The sequence below is a fragment of the Jiangella endophytica genome, from assembly GCF_003427025.1.
GTDB classification, from domain to species: Bacteria; Actinomycetota; Actinomycetes; order Jiangellales; family Jiangellaceae; genus Jiangella; species Jiangella endophytica.
Genome location: NZ_QVAI01000001.1, coordinates 810,143 through 828,243, shown reverse-complemented (window position 1 = coordinate 828,243; position 18,101 = coordinate 810,143). Strand labels below are relative to the sequence as shown.

Sequence of the window (18,101 nt, the reverse complement as noted above, 5' to 3'; positions counted from 1 at the left end):
CGAACTGCCGTGACCTGCACGACGACACGGGCCGGTCGTCACTGGGACGGTGCTGTCTTCACGCACTTCAGATGGAGACGTCTCGTGGCAATGATTCTGGCTCGACTCGGCCGATTCGCGTTCCGGCGCCGGGGTCCGGTGGTCCTGGCCTGGCTGCTGGTCCTGGCCGGCGCGGTCTTCGCGGCGGTGACCGCACCCTCCGTCCCCGACGACGACTTCTCGATGCCGGGCACCGAGTCGCAGCAGACCTTCGAGCTGATGCGGGAACGGTTCCCGGGCCTGGCGGCGGAGGCCGGCGGCGCGACGGTGGTGTTCGTGGCCCCGGACGGCGAGGACGTCACCGCGGAGCCGTTCCGGTCGGGCATCGATTCGGCGGTCCGGCAGCTCTCCGGTGGCGACCAGGTGGCCATGGTGGCCGACCCGTTCGAGTCCGACGCGGTCAGCACCGACGGGTCGACGGCGCACGCGAGCGTGCTGTACACGGTGCCCGCGAGCGGGGTGACGGCCGACAGCAAGGACGAGATCGGGGCCGCCGCCGACGTCGCCAGGGCGGCCGGGCTGACCGTCGAGGCCGGCGGCGACGCGTTGGAGTCCGGCGGCCCGGGCGGCGTCGCCGAGCTGATCGCCATCTCGCTGGCGGCGGTGATCCTGCTGGTCACCTTGGGGTCACTGGTGGCCGCCGGTCTGCCGCTGCTGACCGCACTGCTGGGGGTCGCGGTCAGTCTGCTGTCGCTGCTCGCGCTCAGCGACGCGCTCGGCCTGTCGACGACGACCACCACACTGGCGCTCATGCTGGGTCTGGCCGTCGGGATCGACTACGCCCTGTTCGTGGTCGCGCGCTACCGCGAGGAACGGGGCCGCGGACGGCCCGCGATCGAGGCCGTCGGGCTGGCGGTGGGCACGGCCGGCTCCGCCGTGGCGTTCGCGGGCCTGACGGTGGTCATCGCGCTCGCCGGGCTGACCGTCGTCGGTATGCCGATGCTGACCAAGATGGGGCTGGCCGCGGTCGCGGCGGTGGTGGTGGCGGTCCTGGTGGCGCTCACGCTGGTGCCTGCGGTCATCGGGTTCGTCCCCGACAAGGTGCTGTCCCGCTCCGCGCGCCGCGCCGATCCCGACGCGGCTGTTCCGCAGTCCGGCGGCGCACCCAGGTGGGCCGGGTTCGTGCTCCGCCGCCCCGTGGCGGTCCTGGCCCTGGGTGTGGTGCTGCTCGGCGCGCTGGCCATCCCGGCGACCGGGTTGCGGCTGGGGATGCCGGGGGACGAGGCGAAGCCGACCTCGGCCACCGAGCGCCGTGCGTACGACCAGCTCGCCGACGCGTTCGGGCCGGGCTTCAACGGCCCGCTGATGATCGTCGTCGACGCCAGGGACGCGGCCGACCCGCAGGGCGCCGTCGCGTCGATCGCGGGCCGGGTGGCCGCGACGGACGGGGTGGTCTCGGTCTCGCCGCCGCAGTTCAACGAGGCCGGAGACACGGCGTTCTTCGACGCCGTCCCCGCCACCGGCCCCACCGACGCCGCGACCACGGATCTGGTGAACGCACTGCGCGACGGGCGGCCGGAGGTCACCGAGGGTACGGATGCCACGTTCACGGTCACCGGGACCACGGCGATCGACATCGACCTGTCCGCGAAGATCCAGGGCGCGCTGGTGCCGTATCTCGCCACCGTGGTCGGGCTGGCCGTGCTCCTGCTCCTGGTGGTGTTCCGGTCGGTCCTGATCCCGGTCAAGGCGGCCCTGGGCTTCCTGCTCTCCGTGCTGGCCGCGCTGGGCGCCGTCGTCCTCGTCTTCCAGGAGGGATTCGCCGCGGGCCTGCTGGGCGTCGAGCAGACCGGCCCGATCATGAGCGCGGTGCCGATCTTCGTGATCGGGGTCGTGTTCGGGCTGGCCATGGACTACGAGGTCTTCCTGGTCTCGCGCATGAGGGAGGCGTACGTCCGCGGCGAGGAGCCGCGCGCGGCGATCGTCACCGGGATGCGGCAGAGCTCCCGCGTCGTCGTCGCGGCCGCGTTGATCATGATGGCCGTGTTCGCCGGATTCGTCGTCGAGGTCGATCCGTTCATCAAGATGCTCGGCTTCGGCCTCGCCGCGGCGGTCTTCCTCGACGCGTTCGTGGTGCGGCTGGCCATCGTCCCGGCCGTCCTCGCGCTGCTGGGCGGGCGCGCCTGGTGGCTGCCGGGCCGGCTGGACCGGATCCTGCCGCGCGTCGACGTCGAGGGCGCGAGCCTGCACCGCGACGATCGGGCAGACGCTGACAGTGCCGCCCTGCTCAGGAGATGATCGAGGCCGGAGCGGTGGCCGGCAGGACGAGGGGAACGAGCCGATGGTCGACCTGGACGAGTACGTCGAGCGGCGTCCGCGGCTGACCGACGTGGTCATCGTGCTCGCGCTGCTGCTCGGCGCCGCGCTCGGGGTGAGCGTCGTCGGCCCCGGCGACGGCCCGTCGCACGACCTCTGGGTCGGCGGGGTGGTGGCCGGGCTGGCCTGCCTGAGCCTGCTGAAGGCGCGTGGGCAGCCACGGATCGCGGTCGTGGTCACCACCCTGTGCGCCGTCGTCCTCGGCGCTCTCGGCTACCTGCTCACCCCGCTCCTGCTGGCCCCGCTGATGGTCGCGCTGTACTGGCTGGCCGCCACGTCCACGTCCCGGACGACGTGGATCCACGGCGGCATCGCGACCGCCCTCGTCGTCGCCGCCGCCGTCGGAGTCGACGACTTCGACGAGATGATCGCGCTGCGCGCGTTGGGGCCCGCGTTGTGGCTGTTGCTCCCCATGGCGCTGGGGAGCCGCACCCGGCTCCGGCACGCCTGGCTCGAGGCCGTCCGCGCACGCGCCGAGCACGCCGAGCGGACCCGCGAGGAGGAGGCCCGGCTCCGTGTGGCGGAGGAACGCATGCGCATCGCCCGCGACCTGCACGACATCGTGGCGCACCACATGGCCGTGGCGAACGCGCAGGCCGGTACCGCCGCGCACCTGCTCGAGACCGATCCGGGCCTCACCAAGCAGATCCTCTCCGACCTCCGGTCCACCACCTCGGCGGCGATGATCGAACTGCGCGACACCGTCGGTGTGCTGCGTCAGGCCGGGCCCGAGGCCGAGACGCTCGAACCCGCGCCGGGGCTGGACCAGCTTCCCGGCCTGCTGGAGGCCTGCTCCTCCGCCGGCCTGACGGTGCGGCTGCGGGTCGAGGGCGAGCGCCGCGACCTGCCGCCCGGGGTCGACCTCACCGCCTACCGCATCATCCAGGAGGCGCTGACCAATGCCACCAAGCACGCCGCCTCCGCGCACGCCTCGCTGGTCCTGCGCTACGCACGCTCCGGCCTCACTATCACCGTGGCCAACGACCACCGTGTGGGCACCGCGGCCGGGCGGGGCTACGGGATCATCGGCATGCGGGAGCGTGCGCACGCGGTCGGGGGCGACCTGCGCGTCAGCGATGACGACGACGCTCGTTTCGAGGTCACGACCACCCTCCCGCTGCCCGGCGCCGGGGTGACGCCATGACGATCCGCGTGCTCCTCGCCGACGACCAGGCACTGCTGCGCGGCACCTTCCGCATGCTGATCGACTCCTGCGACGACCTCGAGGTCGTCGCCGAGGCCGCCGACGGGGCCCAGGCCGTCGACCTCGCCCGCACTCACCGTCCCGACGTCATCGTGATGGACGTGCGGATGCCCGGAACCGACGGGCTCACCGCGACCGAGACCATCTGCGCCGACCCCGAACTGGCCGGCACCCGGGTGCTGATCCTCACCACCTTCGAGAACGAGGAGCACGTCGCCCGCGCACTCCGGGGCGGCGCCAGCGGATTCCTGGGCAAGTACGTCAGCACCGACACCCTCCTCGAGGCCATCCGAACCGTCGCCGCCGGCGAGAGCCTGTTGTCGCCCGGCGCGACCAGAGCGCTCATCGCCCGGTTCCTCGCCACCCCACCACCGCGCCCCGCGGCCGCCGCACCGGGTCTCCGCGACCTCACCAACCGCGAGCTCGAGGTCATGAAGATGGCGGCGGACGGCAGGTCGAACGACGCGATCGCGCGCGAGCTCCAGCTCAGCGTGCTCACCGTGCGCACCCACGTGCAGCGCGCCATGACCAAGCTGCACGCCCGGGACCGCGCCCAGCTCGTCGTGATCGCCTACCAGAACGGCCTGGTGCCACTCGCCGCACCGTCGCCTCGCCCGGGGCGCGAGTAGCCGCCGCACCGGGAACGTCCGGTCAGGCGCGCGAGGGTTCGGCTCCGTGCTGGGCGGGCGGGGCGGCGAGCAGGGCGAGGACCGTCGGAGCCCCTGGGCCTTCCGGCACATCTGGAACCGCGTCGCGGCAGCCGGGCGGGTGGTCGCCGTCGATCTGCCGGGTTCGGCCACTCCGACGGCCGTCCGGACCTGATCGCCCCGGACGGCTCCGGAACGCGGGCTAGCCAGCCGGCCGGGTCCGCGCATCGTGCTCGAACAGCGCGAACACGGTCTCGTTCGCGAGCCGAGCGAGCCGCTCGATGTGGTCCTGCCCATGATCGAGCTGCGTCTGCGGGTCGAACACCGCGGACTCCCCGGGCACGTTGCGGATGTTGTCCATGACCACGGCGAGGCCGCCGGCGCGAAGCCGCCACGCGCGGGCAAGGACGAGGACGATGCTGGCCTCCATCTCGCCGGCCAGGACGTTGAGCTGGCGGAGGTCGTCGAACTGACCGGCCCACCAGCTCTGGTGGAAGTCGTTGAACGAGGACCCCGGGCGCGGATGGCTGGCGTAGAAGGTGTCGGCACTCCTCGTGATGCCCACGTGGTGCGGAAGGCCGAGGCGCTGGGCCGCGGTGATCGCCGCCTGGACGACCTCGTGGTGCGCGACCGCCGGGTACTCGACGGGAGCATAGGCGCGCGACGCTCCGTCGAGGCGCATCGCGGCGTCGAAGATCGCCATGTCTCCGTTCGCGACATCGTCCTGGAACGTGCCGCAGGTGCCCACGCGGAGGAACGTCCTGGCGCCGCAGCGCGCGAGCTCCTCCATCGCGATCGAGGTCGACGGGGCGCCGATGCCCGTCGACGTGCAGCTGATCGGCGCACCCTTGTACGTGCCGGTGTAGGTGACGTACTCGCGGTTGCCGGCCATCCTCTCGGCGGTGTCCCACGTCGCCGCGATGACCGGCACTCGTCCGGGGTCGCCCGGCAGCAGCACGTACGGCGCGACGTCGCCTTCTCGGAGCTTCAGGTGATATTGGGTCATGCGTCCTCTCCTGTCGTTCATTCCGTTTCGTGGGCCACCGCGACGCGTTCGACTCCGGCGACCTCGGAGAGCTCCGCCATCAGCAGCTGCAGCGGCGGTCGTCCCCGGAACTGCATCCGGGCGATGACCTCCGGCCGCCCGTCGGGCCGGATCTGTTCGGTCGACCGGATGGTGGTCTGGTATCCCATGTCGGCGGCGACCGTCAGGATGCCGCGCAGCACGCCCCGCCCGTCGAGGTAGCGGACGGTGAGGGTGGCGCGATCGGCGGCGCCGCGGAGGCGGTGGGTGAGCGGCGCGACGACGGTGACCGCCGCGATGTGCAGGACGGTCAGCGACGCGGCCAGCACGACCAGCCCGGCACCGCACGCCATGCCGACCGCCGCCGTCAGCCAGATGGTGGCCGCCGTGGTCAGGCCGCGCACGACGTCGCGGCGCATGAAGATCACCCCGGCGCCGAGGAACCCGATGCCGGAGACGATCTGGGCGGCGATGCGTGACGGGTCGATGATCGCCGTCGTCGCGTCGACTCCGGCGAACCCGTACGCGGAGATGAGGGTGAATCCGGCGGACCCCATGCCGACGAGCAGGTGGGTACGCACGCCGGCGCTCTTCTGCGACAGCTGCCGCTCGACGCCGATCGCTCCGCACAGGACGAAAGCCAGACCGAGCAGGATCAGCTCGTCCTGGACGGTGCTCGACACCCACAGCACCTCACCGCGGATGCCGATCAAGGAACACCGCTGAGCAGCCGTGCGACATCGCGCAGGTCGCTCACGATCGTGTGGGCATCGGCGAGATCGGACCGGCTGCCGTAGCCGAAGTCGACCGCGACGGTCCAGGCGCCGGCCGTGAGACCTTCCGCGACGTCGTACCGGGTGTCGCCGACGTACACCAGCGGCCCGTTCGAACGGTAGCGACGCAGGATCCTCCGCTTCGGATGGACGTTGCCGTGGACCTCGCTGATCAGGTCCGTCAGCCCGAGGGCCGTGCAGTCGCCGTGGACCACCCGTTCATCGGCGCCGCTGACGACCACCACGGGCACACCGAGGGCGTCGGCGGTACTGAGCAGTTGCAGGGCGCCGGGGGCGAGGGTGGTGGTCGACTCGGCCATGGCCACGTTCCATGCGTCGACGCATCGGCCGGTGACGTCGGCAGGGACGCCGAGTGCGGCGAAGTACGCGTCCATCGGCAGTTCGAAGGCGGCCCGGAAGGCGTCCGCCGTCGCGGGTGCCAGGGCTTCCTGCTGGACCGCGGCGAGCGCGGTGCGGGTGGCTCGCCAGGCCCGCTCCGCATCGTCGACCATGGTTCCGTTCCAGTCGACGGCCACGGCTGCCGGCGGTCGCGGCGGCGCGATCATCGGAAGAACCCCCTGATCGCGTCCCGGGCGCTGAATCGGTCCTCGACCGTCAGCTGACGTCCGAGCCAGGTCTCGGCCAAGGGGCGTACGTGTTCGAGCATGGCCACGGTGTGTGGGTTCTCCTTCAGGTTGCTGACTCCGGCCGGCGTACGGCTCCAGTTCCACCACAGGTGGTCGTTGTCTGACGCCCGCGGATCGGTCCGCCGGTCGTGGGCCTGTCTCAACCGGCCCAGGTCTCCGGCCTCGATGCCGACGACGGCCACCGCGTCGTCGGGGAACGGGAACAGGCGGTGGACGTCGAGCTCGCTGACGGCCCCTGCGGCGAGGGCCGCGCTCGCGCCGTCCACGGGCGCCTGGGTGAAGAACGCGTGCGGTGGCACGAATGCGGAGTCCGCGCGGTCCGTGGACCGGAAGGCGTCGGCGACGACCGACGGTAGGTACCCGCCGGCACCGGGCACGCTGGTCAACGCCGTCGGGTTGGTGCCGATGCGTTCGGCGGACGCCGCGGCCAGCCGTTCGGCGGCCGTGCGCCGGGGCGCCGAACCAGGTGCGGAGGGCGGAACGGCGACGAATCCGGCCGGCGTCGCTCCCGACGTGGTGAGGTCGACGACGAGGAGCGAGGCCGCGAACGGGTGCGCGTGGCCGACGACGGTGGTCCCGTGCCGGCCGGCCCAGCGGCCGAGCGTGTGTCCACCGAGGACGGCGTCGGCACTGGAGCTCCAGCCCCGGATGTCGCCGATCCACCGGTCGCTGCGCACGCCCGCGCGCGACGGCCGCGAGGTGTCCGGCCACCACCGCACTCCGTCGTGCTGCAACACGACGATCCAGTCCGCGCCGGCCTCCCGCAACTGCTGTGCGTGGCCGCGCACGATGCCGGCCGGGTCGCCGGCCGGCGTCGGACCGGGGGCAAGACGATGCACCTGCGGGTGGGTCAGGCCGATCACGCCGACGATGCCGGCAGCCGTGCCGATCAGGCGGGTCGACGGCAGGCCGGCGTCGGCGTCGGCGCACAACAGCGGGAACGAGACGGCGTCCGCACCTGCCTGGGCCGCTTCGATCCCTTCGTCGAACTCGTGGTTGCCGGCTGCGGCGGCACCGATCGGCAGGTCGGCGACCAGCGCCCAGTCCCGCCGTCCGGTCAGGGACCAGAGCGGGCCGCCGGTGAAGTCACCCGCATCCAGCCAGAGGACGGGGCCGCGACGGCTCTCCTGGTCGAGGACGTCGACGATGCCGTCGACGGTGCCGGCTCGCCCGTGGCTGGTCGGCATCGGCGCGACCGTGCACAGCAGGTCGTTGGAGGCGATCAGACGAACCCTGGTATCGGGCCGGCGAGGAGGCAGCGACGAACGCGCCGTCACGGCACCACCCGGCTTCCGCCGGCCTCGGCCGCGGCGTCCGGGCGGAACCGGCGAGCGATGCTGGGGACGGCCAGCATCGCGATGATGGCGACGTACGGCAGGACCCCGGACAGTTCCGTCGGCAGGCCGATGTTCTGGAGGTTGAAGCCGAGCGTGTCGAAGTAGGCGAACGTGATGGCCAGCGGCAGGAGCAGCCAGGGCCGCTGGGCGGCGATCAGGACGAGCGCCAGAGCGATGAATCCCCGGGCGTTGGTCATGCCCGGGGAGAACTGCGCCGCCGAGGCGAGGGCCAGCTGGGCGCCGCCGAGCCCGATGAACACGCCGCCGACGACCAGGGCGATCCACTGCGTGCGCGCCGGCGACCGCCCGGCGGCGACGGCGACGGCCGGCGCGCTGCCGACCACGCGTGTCGTCAACCCGCCGCGAGTGCGGTTCAGCCACAGCGCGAGCAGGGGCGTGGTGAGCACGGCGGCATAGAGCACGATGGTCTGCCCGCTCACCACGTCACCGAGCCACGGCACCGACTCGACGATCGGCAGCTCGATCCGCGGCAGCGGCTCCAGCGAGGGGGTGACGATGGTTCCCTCACCCGCGAACAGCACGGCGGTCAGCACCGAGGTGCCGCCCACCGCGATGAAGTTCAGCGCGATGCCGGTCACGATCGGGTTGACGCGGCCGCTGATCGCGACGGCGGCGAAGAGCGCGCTGGCACAGGTGGAGGCGGCGACCGCGCCGAGCAGCCCGGCCAGCGCGCCACCGTCGGTCAGGACCTGGGCCGCGATCGCGCCGAAACATCCGAAGAGCATCGCGCCCTCGGCGCCGAGCACCAGCACCCCCGCACGCATCGGCAGGTACACGCCGAAGGAGACGAACAGCAGCGCGGCCGTGGCCTGCAGGGTGAGCTGCCAGAGGTCCGCACTGAACCAGAAGCCCATCAGGATTCCTCCTTGACGGCGCTCATGGCCGGTTCGCGTGCCGGAGGTGGTGCGGGCGCGGGTCTGCCGGCGGTCCGTGCGCGCGGTGTCTGCCGGCTCAGCGCGACGGCGGCGATGACGATCAGCACACCCTGGACGAGGGTGCCCATGCCCGCCGTGATCCCGATGTCGCGCTGGACACCTGCGAGGCCGGTGGTGAGAGCGGCGAGGAAGAACGCGGCGGGAAGCATGATCAGCAGGCCGCTGGGGATGAGGATGGCCGCGGTGAGGCCGGTCCACGCGACGGAGCTCGGCCCGCCGAGCGTCCCGTCCTGGAAGCGGTGGTACACGCCGAAGACCTCGATGGCGCCGGCGAGGCCGGTGATCGATCCGCTGCCGAGCAGCACCGTCAACGGGTAGCGACGCGAGTCGACGCCGGCGAGCGTCGCGAACCTCGGGTTCCGGCCGTACATCGTGAGGCGATGCCCCGCGACCGTGTAGCGGACGACCGCCCAGACGACGACCGTGACGGCGATGGCGATGACGAAGCCGAGGTGCAGCGACGTCCGCGGGATGAGCACCGGGAGCCACGCGTCCTGCGGAATCATCCGCGTCGCGACGATGCTGTGCGCGTCCGGATCCTGCAGGGTCGTGCGGGTGATGAAGCGGGCGAGACCGTCCGCGAAGTAGTTGGCGATCAGGGTGAGGACGACCAGTTGGACGCGAGTGGCCACGGCCAGCCCGCCGATCGCGCTGGCCCAGATCCCGCCGGCCAGGGCGCCGATGAGCAGCGACCCGATGGCGACCACGACGCCCGGGCCGGGCAGCACCGTGCCCGCGGTGGCCGCCGCGAGGCCACCGATCACGTACTGGCCCACCTGGCCGACGTCGAACAGCCCGGCCCGGATCGAGACACTGGCCGACACCGCGATCAGCAGGATCGGGGTCATGGTCCGGGCGGTCGAGGCCAGGGCGGTGTCGGTCCCGCCGATTCCGGCGAAGAACGAGGCGAAGCCGGGCGCGACCTGGTCGACGCCCTGCAGCGCGGCGAGCAGGACGGCGACGACCGCCAGGCCGAGCACCGCGACCAGGACGATCGTCAGTACTCGTCGTGCGTCGATCATGGGCCCTCCTGAGGCCGGGCCGCCGCGGCATCGTGACCGAGGCCGCCGAGGAGTTCGCCGAGACGCCCCAGGGTCAGCTGGGCGCGCTCGTAGCTGCGGCTGAGCCGGCCGCGGTCGATGACGTGCACCCGGTCGCTGAGCGCGAGCAGCTCGTCCACGTCGGAGGTGACCAGGAGAACGGCGCCGCCGCGGCCGGTGAACTCCCGGAGCTGTGCATGGATGAGGGCGACACCGGCGAAGTCGACTCCCCGGGTCGGCTCGTGCGCCAGGAGGACGCGCGCGCCGTCGCCGAGCTCACGTGCCACCGCCACCCGCTGGAGGTTCCCGCCACTGAGCTCGCTCGCGGGCTGCCGCGTGCTGCTCGCCACCACCCGGGCGCGTTCCACCAGCGACTGGGCGAGGTGGTCCGCGGTGGCCCGGCGCAGCAGGCCGAAGCGGCCACGCACCGAGGGCGGCGGGACGGCGGAGATGACGTTGTCCGTGATGCTGGCGGTGGGAGCCGAGCCCGACTCCTTGACGCTCTCCGGGATGAAGCGCAGGCCGGCGGCCCGCCGGGAGCGCGTCGACGACCTCGACACGTCGCGCCCGTCGATCGTCAGCGGCAGGTGGAGCGCATCGCGCTCGAGACCGGCGATGGTGTCGAGGAGTTCGTTCTGACCGTTGCCGGAGACCCCGGCGATGCCGACGATCTCGCCGGACCGCACCCACAGGCGCCCGCCGACATCGAGGATCGGCGCGCCCGCGGCGCCCGCGGCCGGGCGGGCGGCGCCGACCGGGTCCGCGACGTCACCGGCCGCGTCCTCGCCGCCGGTCATGGCCCGGCCGATCTGCCCGAGCTCGAACGGGGCCGCCGGGAGGTGGAGGACGCTCTCGCCCCTGCGCAGGACGTTGACCTCGTCGCAGTGCTGCACCACCTCGCGCAGCCGGTGGCTGATGAAGACGACGCTCATACCCCCGGCGGCGAGGTCGCGCATGACCTCGAACAGGTTGTCGACCTCGCGCGGCGTGAGGTAGGTGGTGGGCTCGTCGAGCAGCAGACAGCGCGCTCCTCGGTAGAGGGCGGAGAGGATGTCGACGCGTTGGCGGACGCCGACCGGGACCTCGGCCGCGGGCTTGGCCAGAGGCACGACGAGACCGGTCCGGGCCATCAGGTCACGGACGCCCTCTCGATGAGATCTCCAGTTGATGCCGCCGACCAGCCGGCGCGGCAACGAACCGGTGCCGGCCGCGCTCTCGGCCCCGAACACGATGTTCTCCAGCAGTGAGAGCTCGTCGACGGTGGACAGCTGCTGGCGCACCAGGCCGACCCGGGTGCTGACGTCCAGCGCACCGGAGTCCGGGCTGAGGTCGCCGGAGATCAGCTGCATGAGCGTGCTCTTCCCGGCGCCGTTCTCGCCGACCAGCGCCGAGATGCGGCCGGCGGTCACCGTCAGGTCGGCCCGCCGGAGTGCTCGCACCGGGCCGAACGACTTGGCCAGGCCGACGGCGCTGACGTGGACGGGCGGATCCGCGGAGTGCGACGTCATCAGCCGGCCGAGCCGCCGGAGAGGATGTGGTCGTAGGCGGTCGTGCCCGCCTCGATCACCTCCGCCTGAAGCTCGAAGTCGTCGCTGGCCGGGCCGGTCACGTAGGGGATCTCGAAGATGTCGTCCTGCAGCCCCAGCTCGCGCGTCTCGCCACCCGGAACCGAGCCGTCGACGTACGCGGAGACGATGGCGAAGTTGAGGTTGTCCTCGGTCGGCGCGGCGATGAAGGCCAGCGCGGGCAGGGTGTCCTTGACCGTCGCCCAGTCCGTGAGGTCCGAGGCGACCGTGCGGTAGCCCTTCTCCTCGCCGAGTGCGTAGACCTGCAGGTTCGAGCCGGCGGCACTGTAGATGACGTCGGCACCCGCCGAGGCCTGGCTGGTCGCGATGGAGCCGGCCTTCGCCGGGTCGGTGAACGACCCGACCGCGGTGGTGATGACCTCGACCGACGGGTCGACGCTCGCCGCGCCCGCCGCGAAGCCGTCGCTGTAGCGGAGCAGGGTGGGCGACTCGTCGCCGATGATGACGCCGATGGTCCCCGACTCCGTCATGGCGGCCGCCATCGCTCCGGCGACATAGGTGCCTTCCTCGTTCGCCGCGTTGAACGACGTGACGTTCGGGCCGCTGGCGATGCCGCCGGCGATGTAGAAGGCCTGGTCGGGGTACTCGGCCGCGACCTGGGTGACAGCGTCGCCGTTGGCGAAGAAGGGGACGCCGATGGCGTCGTAGCATCCCTTGGCCGCCGCCGCCCGGAGATTGTCGGCGACTCCGGCGAGGCCGGTGCCGTCGGTGATGTCGACCTCGACGCCCAGCTCGTCGGCCGCGCGGTCGAGCCCGCGTTTGATGGTCTGCTCGGCGGTGCTGCCGGTCATCGGGTCCTGCATGACGAAGGCGAAGCCGCACGATTCCGCCGACGAGCTCGTGGCGTCCTCCGCCGAGCAGGACAGCAGCCCGGACGTCGCGGCCAGCAGGCCGGCTGCCACGGCAGCGCGGGTGCGAGTCGTGTTCATGGTCTCCTCCATGCTGAAAAGGTGGTGCCAGTCAGAAGCGGTGCTCGGCGAGCGCGTCCGCCATCAGCGTCTGGGCGGCCCTCGATCGCTCGGCATTCCTGAGGTACAGCGACACGTACAAGCCGTCGAGGATGAGCAGGTGCACGAATCGGCTGGTCATCGCCTCGACCCTGAACTCCGTCTCCCGGCTGCCGGCGACCAGGGCGACCGTCGCCAGCTCGGTCAGCGGGCTGGTGGAGAAGCTGGTGATCGCGATGACGGGGGCGCCGGCCTCACGCGCCGCCCGAGCGGCCGCGATGGTCTCGGTGGTCGAACCGGTGTGAGAGACGACGACGGCGACGTCAGTGGGGCGCAGCAGCCGGGACTGCACGTGCTGGGTGTGCACGTCGACGGGGGCGGACGAGTCGAGCCCGATCGTGACGAGCCGGTAGGAGGCGTCCTGGGCGAGCGGAGCGCTGGTGCCCACGGCGAGGAACAGGATCCGCTGCGCGCCGTCCAGGAGCTGGACGGCCCGCTCGAGCGCCTCCGCGTCGATGCTTCCGGGAGCGGTGCGCAGCGCGTCGTCCGTCGAGGCGGCGAGCTTGCGCAGGATCGCCGACGGTGCGTCGGAGGCGTCCACGCCTTCCTGCACCGGCGTCCCCGCCTGAATGCGGTCCTGCGCGAGCGCGATCTTGGCGTCCTGGAACCCCTTGAAGCCGACCGACTTGCACGCGCGCACCACGGTGCCGACACCGACGCCGGCGGTCTCGGCCACGTCCGAGACCGTCAGGTGGATGGCCTCGGACCCGCTGGCCAGGAGTGCGTTGACCACACGCGCCTCGGCTGTCGGCAGCGCCGGGAGCTGAGCACGGACCCGTTCGGAGACGACGCCGGCGGCGTCGCCGCCGGTGGAGGTGGACCTGTCGTGAGTCATCGGTTCCTCTGCGCATCCTCGGATCGAACAATGTTCCGCATGAGGATTGCAGGCGGAATCAGATTCCGCAAGGGATGCGCGGTGACGCGACGGCGAACGGCAGGCGAGAACTGGGGTGCGGCTACGGCGTCTTGCGCGAGAACGCCTCGTCCCGTTCGGTGGACGTCATCGCGGCCAGCCTCGCGATGAACTCGGCGGAGTAGCCGGTCACGGGTTCGGCCGGGGCGGCCGGAACCACCGAGCTCACGACGCGGTCCCGGTAGAGCTCGACGATCGAGAAGGCGTGATCGCGGTCCACGCCGACCAGGGCGCGGCGTCCGGCCAGCGGGTCGATGGTGTAGCACGTGGCGGCCGCGACCGCGACGGGGATGCCGGCGAACGTGCCGAACGTCGAGTAGTGCAGGTGACCGGCGAGGATGATCCGCACGTCGGTCCCGTCGAGGACGGCCGCCAGGCGCTCCTGATCGCGCAGTTCGACCAGGCCCATGAGACCCACCCGGCTCGGCAGCGGCGGGTGATGAAGAGCCAGCACCGTCCCGTGCGGCGCGGACTCGGCCAGGACGTCGGCCAGCCACGACAGCTGCGAGTCGTCGAGCCGGCCGTGGTGGTAGCCCGGCACGCTGGAGTCCAGGGCGACCACCCGCAGGCCGTTGATGGTCGTCACCCTGTTCTGCGGCTCGGCGGACGCCGCGCCGTAGAGCCGTTCGGCGAAGGCCGGCCGCTCGTCGTGGTTGCCCATCACCCAGAGGACCTCCGCGCCCAGCCGTTCGGCGGCCGGCCGGACCGCGGCGGCCACGCGGTCGTACGCTCCGGGCTCACCCCGGTCCGCGATGTCCCCGGTCACCACGATCGCGTCGGCCCGTTCGACCTCCTGCGTCAGGCGCTCGAGACCTTGAGCCAGCGCGTGATCGGTGTCGACGCGGCCGAAGAGCGCCTCTCGATCCGCCAGGAAGTGCGTATCGCTCAGATGCACGAGGGTGAAGTCGGGCGCGGGGTACTGGCCGAAGGCCGACAAGGCTCCTCCTGGACGAACGCGAGCTGGACGCCCCCACCGTAGGTGCTGGCGCACAGCTCGCGTGAACCCCTGTCACGCAGCGGGCGCGAGATCGCGCCCACGCGTGGTCAGCCGTCGGTGACCCAGTCCATGTGCTCGATCCAGAGGTCGAACAGGGCCCGATCGCCCTGCACCTCCAGGCCGGGAGCCGCGTCCAGCGGGCGGCGCCTGCTGACCACGAGCAGGAGTTCGGCGGCGGGGCCGCGGACCGTGACGTCGGCCGTCGCATGCGTGCGCTCCAGGACGACGCTGTCCGGTTCGCGGCGTGCCAGCCACTCCCCGGACGCGTCGGTCGCGTGGAAGTGCAGGGTCTGGCCGTCGCCGCGCATCGCATCGGCGAAGTCCGGCCTGTTCTCCCAGTAGCCGCGCGACGTCATCGTGTCCAGCCAGTCCTCGATGGCCCCGACGGCAGACTCCGGCGCCAGCTCGTAGCGCATACCGAGCGCCGCGGCCGCGTCCGCGCGATGCACGCACGCCTCGCCGAACAGCCGGCGGGACCAGAACGGCACGCCTGCGTCGCCACCGGACGGATCCCACACCGGCGTGTCGTCGGCGACCGATGCGAACGCCTGCTTCGCCTCGGCCGCGCCGTCGATCAGCCAGGCGCTCCACTCGGCCGGATCGGCCGGACCCGGAACGTAGCGGGCGTACGCGCTGCTCGGCTCGGTCATCCGCTCGCCCACGAGCATCGCCACCATCCGCTGCGTCGCGCCGACATGGTCGACGAGATCGGCCAGCGTCCACTTCGGACAGGTCGGCACCGGGGCAGCCGCGTCCCTCCCGTGCACCCAGCCTGCCAACGTGTTCGTCTGTTCGACGACGACGTTCAGATACGCGGACGTGTCCATCGCTGCACCTCCGAGTGCTCTCTCATGCCGGCGATGCTAGGAGCGGGACCGGCCGGTCCGCATCAGTCGAACGACTGGTGCTGATCCGCCGGGCACGCGGGGGGCTCGGACGGCTTCATCGGTCGAGACGTCCCCGGACCGGGCTCGCTCAGGTCACGGACACGTGTGCGACCCGGGGAAGGTGCCAGGCGTGCGGGCCGGCGTGGACGGTGAAGGTACCGGGCTCGGTGCGCCAGCCGGCGTCGGTCCAGTGGGCGAACGCCCGTGCCCCGATCCGGACGGTGACCTGCTGCTCCGCGCCGGCGCCGGCGCGGACGACGGCGTGCCCGGCCAGCCAGCGCACCGGCCGGTCGACGGCGCTGTCGTCGCGGGAGAGGTACACCTGGACGACGTGCTTGCCGGCGCGCGCCCCGGTGTTCGTGACGCTCAGAATGACGTCGACCCCGTCGCCGTTGGTGATCGCGGCCGGCACCGACAGCTCGCCCAGCTCCCACGTCGTGTAGCCGAGGCCCGAGCCGAACGGCAGCGCCGGGGCGGCGCCGGACCGCAGCCAGGCGCGGTAGCCGACGTGGATGCCCTCGTCGTACGCGAGCCGGCCGTCTGCCGGTGTCGTCGACAGCACCGGCACGTCGGCCTGGGCCGCGGGCCAGGTGGTCGGGAGGCGGCCGCCCGGCTCGCGGGCGCCGAGCAGCACGTCGGCCAGCGCGTGCCCGTACTCCTGCCCGCCGAACCAGGTCAGCAGCACGGCGGCGACGTCGTCGCGCCACGGCAGCAGCACCGGCGACCCGGCGTTGACCACGACGACGGTACGCGGGTTGACCGCCGCGACCGCCCGGACCAGGTCGTCCTGCCCGGCCGGCAGGGCCAGCGAGGTGCGGTCGACGGTCTCGCGCTCCAGTCGCGGGCTGGTGCCGACGACGACCAGCGCGACGTCGGCGGCGCGGGCCGCCTCGACCGCGGCCGCCACCTCGTCCTCCGGCGCGGCGGTGCCGACATCGGTGCCGAGGACCAGCCAGAACGGCATGTGGTCGGACTGCTCCGGCAGGTCGGTCTCGACGACCAGCTCCACCTCGCGGTCCGCCGTGAGCTCGACCGGTACCGACACCGAGGGCGGCAGCACAGTCGCGGCCGGCGGTTCGAGCACCTCGTCGATCAGGAGCCGCCCGTCGAGACGCAGTCGCACGCCGCGTACGGCGGTGACGCCCAGGTGCGCCGTCTCCGTCACCGCGGGCCGGAACCGTGTGATCAGCCGCAGCGAGGCCGCTCGCGGCGGCAGGTCGCGAACCAGGTGGCTGAGGTCGGCCGACACCCTGCGCTCGGCGCGCACGATCTCTCCGGCCTCGTCGAAGACGTGCACCCGGACTCCCGGCCGGCCGGATTCCGGATCGGTCAGCCGGTCCAGCGGCAGCGGGACGACGCGTGCCTGGGCCAGTGCGCCGAGGCTCCAGGTGACGTCGGCGTCCGGCAGCGCCACGCGCACCCCTTCGAGTGGGGAGACGACGTGCGGCGGGATCACCATGGCGCTGCCGCCGCCCTGCGTGCTCGGGACCAGCGCGTGATGCCCGATGACGGCGACCGAGCGCAGTGCGGCCGGATCCCAGGGCAGGACGCCGGCGTTGCGGATCAGCACCGCGCTCTCCGCGGCGACGTCGCGGGTGAACGCGGCACCGCCGGGAGCGGCGACAACGCCTGGGCCGGCCGCCGCGTCGACGCCGTCGAGCGCACCGACGCGGGCGGCCAGCCGGAGCAGGCGCACCACCTTCTCGTCGATCGCCTCCTCGGGCACGTCGCCCGCCCGCACCGCCTCGACGAGCCGCTCGCCCCAGACCCCGTGCGGTCCGGGCATCTCCAGATCGAGGCGCGCTCGCGCCGACGACGCGGTCCGGTACACGGCGCCCCAGTCGGAGATCACGACGCCGTCGAACCCCCACTCACCACACAGCGGGTCCGCCAGCAGCGGGTTCTCCGTCATCGAGGCACCGTTCACGCCGTTGTAGGCGGCCATCACCGTCCAGGGCCGCTCACGCACCACGGTGTCCTCGAACGCAGCGAGGTACAGCTCACGCAGGGCTCGATCGGAGACGATGACGTCGACCGTGTAGCGGTCGGTCTCGGCGTCGTTGCCGACGTAGTGCTTCGGGCAGGCGCCGACGCCGCCGTCCTGCACGCCACGGACGTACGCCGCCGCGAGATCCGAGGTCAGCAAGGGGTCCTCGGAGTAGGCCTCGAAGTGCCGGCCGCCGAGCGGGCTGCGGTGCAGGTTCACCGTCGGGCCGAGCACGACGTGCGCGCCCTTGCGTCGCGCCTCGGCGGCCAGGACGGCGCCGAACCGGTAGGCGATCGCCGGGTCCCAGGTGGCCGCGAGCGCCGTCGCCGACGGCAGGTTGAGGCTGGGGTCGCCCTCGTCCCAGGTCTCGCCGCGCACGCCGCTCGGACCGTCGGACACGACCACCCGGCGCAGGCCGATCGCCGGCTCCGGATGCGTGCTCCACATGTTCGCGCCGGTGAGCAACCGGACCTTCTGTTCCAGGGTCAGCTTCCCGGCCAGTGGACGCAGGACGTGGTCGCCGACTTCGCGACTGGGGGTCATCGCTTCCTCCTGAGTTGTCGATCCGTCACCGACGGCGCGGTCGCAGAGACGCGCCCGCCGACGGGCGTGGGCGGCGACCCGAACCGGGCCCGTTGCGGTGGTGGACCTCACAACGCTCCTCGACGATCACGAGTTCGGGTCGCGCCGGTGAGGATCGCGCCTTCCAGCGGCCGCCACGGTCGGCATGTTCATTACTGA

At 72.5% G+C, this 18,101-nt stretch carries 15 protein-coding genes; 3 read left to right on the top strand and 12 right to left on the bottom strand.

Features of this window, described 5'->3' with window-relative positions; genetic code table 11:
* Window positions 1-84 precede the first annotated feature (84 nt).
* Genes DZA62_RS03650 through DZA62_RS03640 form a run of 3 tightly spaced genes read left to right on the top strand, consistent with a single transcriptional unit; the run spans window position 85 to window position 4,188 of the window.
* Window positions 85-2,277 (top strand): MMPL family transporter, encoded by a 2,193-nt coding sequence (locus tag DZA62_RS03650; protein ID WP_157987448.1) that lies wholly within the window; start codon window positions 85-87, stop codon window positions 2,275-2,277.
* 43 nt (window positions 2,278-2,320) lie between these two features.
* Window positions 2,321-3,499 carry a sensor histidine kinase gene (locus DZA62_RS03645; protein WP_116947366.1) on the top strand — a complete coding sequence of 393 codons (1,179 nt, stop codon included), beginning with the start codon at window positions 2,321-2,323 and terminating at the stop codon, window positions 3,497-3,499.
* Window positions 3,496-4,188: a response regulator transcription factor gene (locus DZA62_RS03640; protein WP_116947365.1), complete on the top strand. Its 693-nt coding sequence runs from the start codon at window positions 3,496-3,498 to the stop codon at window positions 4,186-4,188. The genes DZA62_RS03645 and DZA62_RS03640 overlap by 4 nt, the downstream gene beginning before the upstream one ends.
* Window positions 4,189-4,408: 220 nt before the next feature.
* On the opposite strand, the gene DZA62_RS03635 is transcribed toward DZA62_RS03640, so the two are convergent.
* From DZA62_RS03635 to DZA62_RS03580, 12 genes are all read right to left on the bottom strand, one after another.
* Entirely contained in the window at window positions 4,409-5,212 is an 804-nt protein-coding gene (locus tag DZA62_RS03635; RefSeq protein ID WP_198663372.1) for a nucleoside phosphorylase, read from the bottom strand.
* Window positions 5,213-5,229: 17 nt separating this feature from the next.
* Window positions 5,230-5,913 (bottom strand): MgtC/SapB family protein, encoded by a 684-nt coding sequence (locus DZA62_RS03630; protein WP_232827237.1) that lies wholly within the window; start codon window positions 5,911-5,913, stop codon window positions 5,230-5,232.
* Window positions 5,914-5,939: 26 nt separating this feature from the next.
* Complete coding sequence (locus DZA62_RS03625) at window positions 5,940-6,569, bottom strand: HAD family hydrolase (protein WP_116947363.1); 630 nt, start codon at window positions 6,567-6,569, stop codon at window positions 5,940-5,942.
* Window positions 6,566-7,837 (bottom strand): metallophosphoesterase, encoded by a 1,272-nt coding sequence (locus DZA62_RS03620; protein WP_116947362.1) that lies wholly within the window; start codon window positions 7,835-7,837, stop codon window positions 6,566-6,568. Before DZA62_RS03620 ends, DZA62_RS03625 begins: the two co-directional genes overlap by 4 nt.
* An 86-nt stretch (window positions 7,838-7,923) precedes the next feature.
* A complete protein-coding gene (locus tag DZA62_RS03615) occupies window positions 7,924-8,862 on the bottom strand; it encodes an ABC transporter permease (RefSeq protein ID WP_116947361.1) in 939 nt (312 codons plus the stop codon).
* Window positions 8,862-9,965 (bottom strand): ABC transporter permease, encoded by a 1,104-nt coding sequence (locus tag DZA62_RS03610; RefSeq protein WP_116947360.1) that lies wholly within the window; start codon window positions 9,963-9,965, stop codon window positions 8,862-8,864. The genes DZA62_RS03615 and DZA62_RS03610 overlap by 1 nt, the downstream gene beginning before the upstream one ends.
* Window positions 9,962-11,491 (bottom strand): ATP-binding cassette domain-containing protein, encoded by a 1,530-nt coding sequence (locus DZA62_RS03605; RefSeq protein WP_116947359.1) that lies wholly within the window; start codon window positions 11,489-11,491, stop codon window positions 9,962-9,964. Before DZA62_RS03605 ends, DZA62_RS03610 begins: the two co-directional genes overlap by 4 nt.
* Window positions 11,491-12,498 carry a BMP family ABC transporter substrate-binding protein gene (locus tag DZA62_RS03600; protein ID WP_157987447.1) on the bottom strand — a complete coding sequence of 336 codons (1,008 nt, stop codon included), beginning with the start codon at window positions 12,496-12,498 and terminating at the stop codon, window positions 11,491-11,493. The genes DZA62_RS03605 and DZA62_RS03600 overlap by 1 nt, the downstream gene beginning before the upstream one ends.
* Window positions 12,499-12,529: 31 nt before the next feature.
* Window positions 12,530-13,411 carry a MurR/RpiR family transcriptional regulator gene (locus DZA62_RS03595; protein ID WP_116947357.1) on the bottom strand — a complete coding sequence of 294 codons (882 nt, stop codon included), beginning with the start codon at window positions 13,409-13,411 and terminating at the stop codon, window positions 12,530-12,532.
* 121 nt (window positions 13,412-13,532) lie between these two features.
* On the bottom strand, window positions 13,533-14,426 hold the full coding sequence (locus tag DZA62_RS03590; RefSeq protein WP_116947356.1) for a phosphodiesterase: 894 nt from the start codon (window positions 14,424-14,426) through the stop codon (window positions 13,533-13,535).
* Between the two features lie 107 nt (window positions 14,427-14,533).
* The gene (locus DZA62_RS03585) at window positions 14,534-15,313 is read right to left on the bottom strand and encodes a maleylpyruvate isomerase family mycothiol-dependent enzyme (RefSeq protein ID WP_116947355.1); all 780 of its coding nucleotides are present in this window, start codon (window positions 15,311-15,313) and stop codon (window positions 14,534-14,536) included.
* Between the two features lie 148 nt (window positions 15,314-15,461).
* Window positions 15,462-17,903, bottom strand: a complete 2,442-nt coding sequence (locus DZA62_RS03580; protein WP_116947354.1) for a glycoside hydrolase family 3 C-terminal domain-containing protein — start codon at window positions 17,901-17,903, stop codon at window positions 15,462-15,464.
* Window positions 17,904-18,101 lie beyond the last annotated feature (198 nt).

Bases quoted from the DNA above. Each gene is read 5' to 3' on its own strand.
- DZA62_RS03645 (WP_116947366.1), top strand. From the start codon at position 2,321: ATGGTCGACCTGGACGAGTACGTCGAGCGGCGTCCGCGGCTGACCGAC.
- DZA62_RS03640 (WP_116947365.1), top strand. From the start codon at position 3,496: ATGACGATCCGCGTGCTCCTCGCCGACGACCAGGCACTGCTGCGCGGC.
- DZA62_RS03635 (WP_198663372.1), bottom strand. From the start codon at position 5,212: ATGACCCAATATCACCTGAAGCTCCGAGAAGGCGACGTCGCGCCGTAC.
- DZA62_RS03625 (WP_116947363.1), bottom strand. From the start codon at position 6,569: ATGATCGCGCCGCCGCGACCGCCGGCAGCCGTGGCCGTCGACTGGAAC.
- DZA62_RS03620 (WP_116947362.1), bottom strand. From the start codon at position 7,837: ATGCCGACCAGCCACGGGCGAGCCGGCACCGTCGACGGCATCGTCGAC.
- DZA62_RS03615 (WP_116947361.1), bottom strand. From the start codon at position 8,862: ATGGGCTTCTGGTTCAGTGCGGACCTCTGGCAGCTCACCCTGCAGGCC.
- DZA62_RS03610 (WP_116947360.1), bottom strand. From the start codon at position 9,965: ATGATCGACGCACGACGAGTACTGACGATCGTCCTGGTCGCGGTGCTC.
- DZA62_RS03605 (WP_116947359.1), bottom strand. From the start codon at position 11,491: ATGACGTCGCACTCCGCGGATCCGCCCGTCCACGTCAGCGCCGTCGGC.
- DZA62_RS03600 (WP_157987447.1), bottom strand. From the start codon at position 12,498: ATGAACACGACTCGCACCCGCGCTGCCGTGGCAGCCGGCCTGCTGGCC.
- DZA62_RS03595 (WP_116947357.1), bottom strand. From the start codon at position 13,411: ATGACTCACGACAGGTCCACCTCCACCGGCGGCGACGCCGCCGGCGTC.
- DZA62_RS03585 (WP_116947355.1), bottom strand. From the start codon at position 15,313: ATGGACACGTCCGCGTATCTGAACGTCGTCGTCGAACAGACGAACACG.
- DZA62_RS03580 (WP_116947354.1), bottom strand. From the start codon at position 17,903: ATGACCCCCAGTCGCGAAGTCGGCGACCACGTCCTGCGTCCACTGGCC.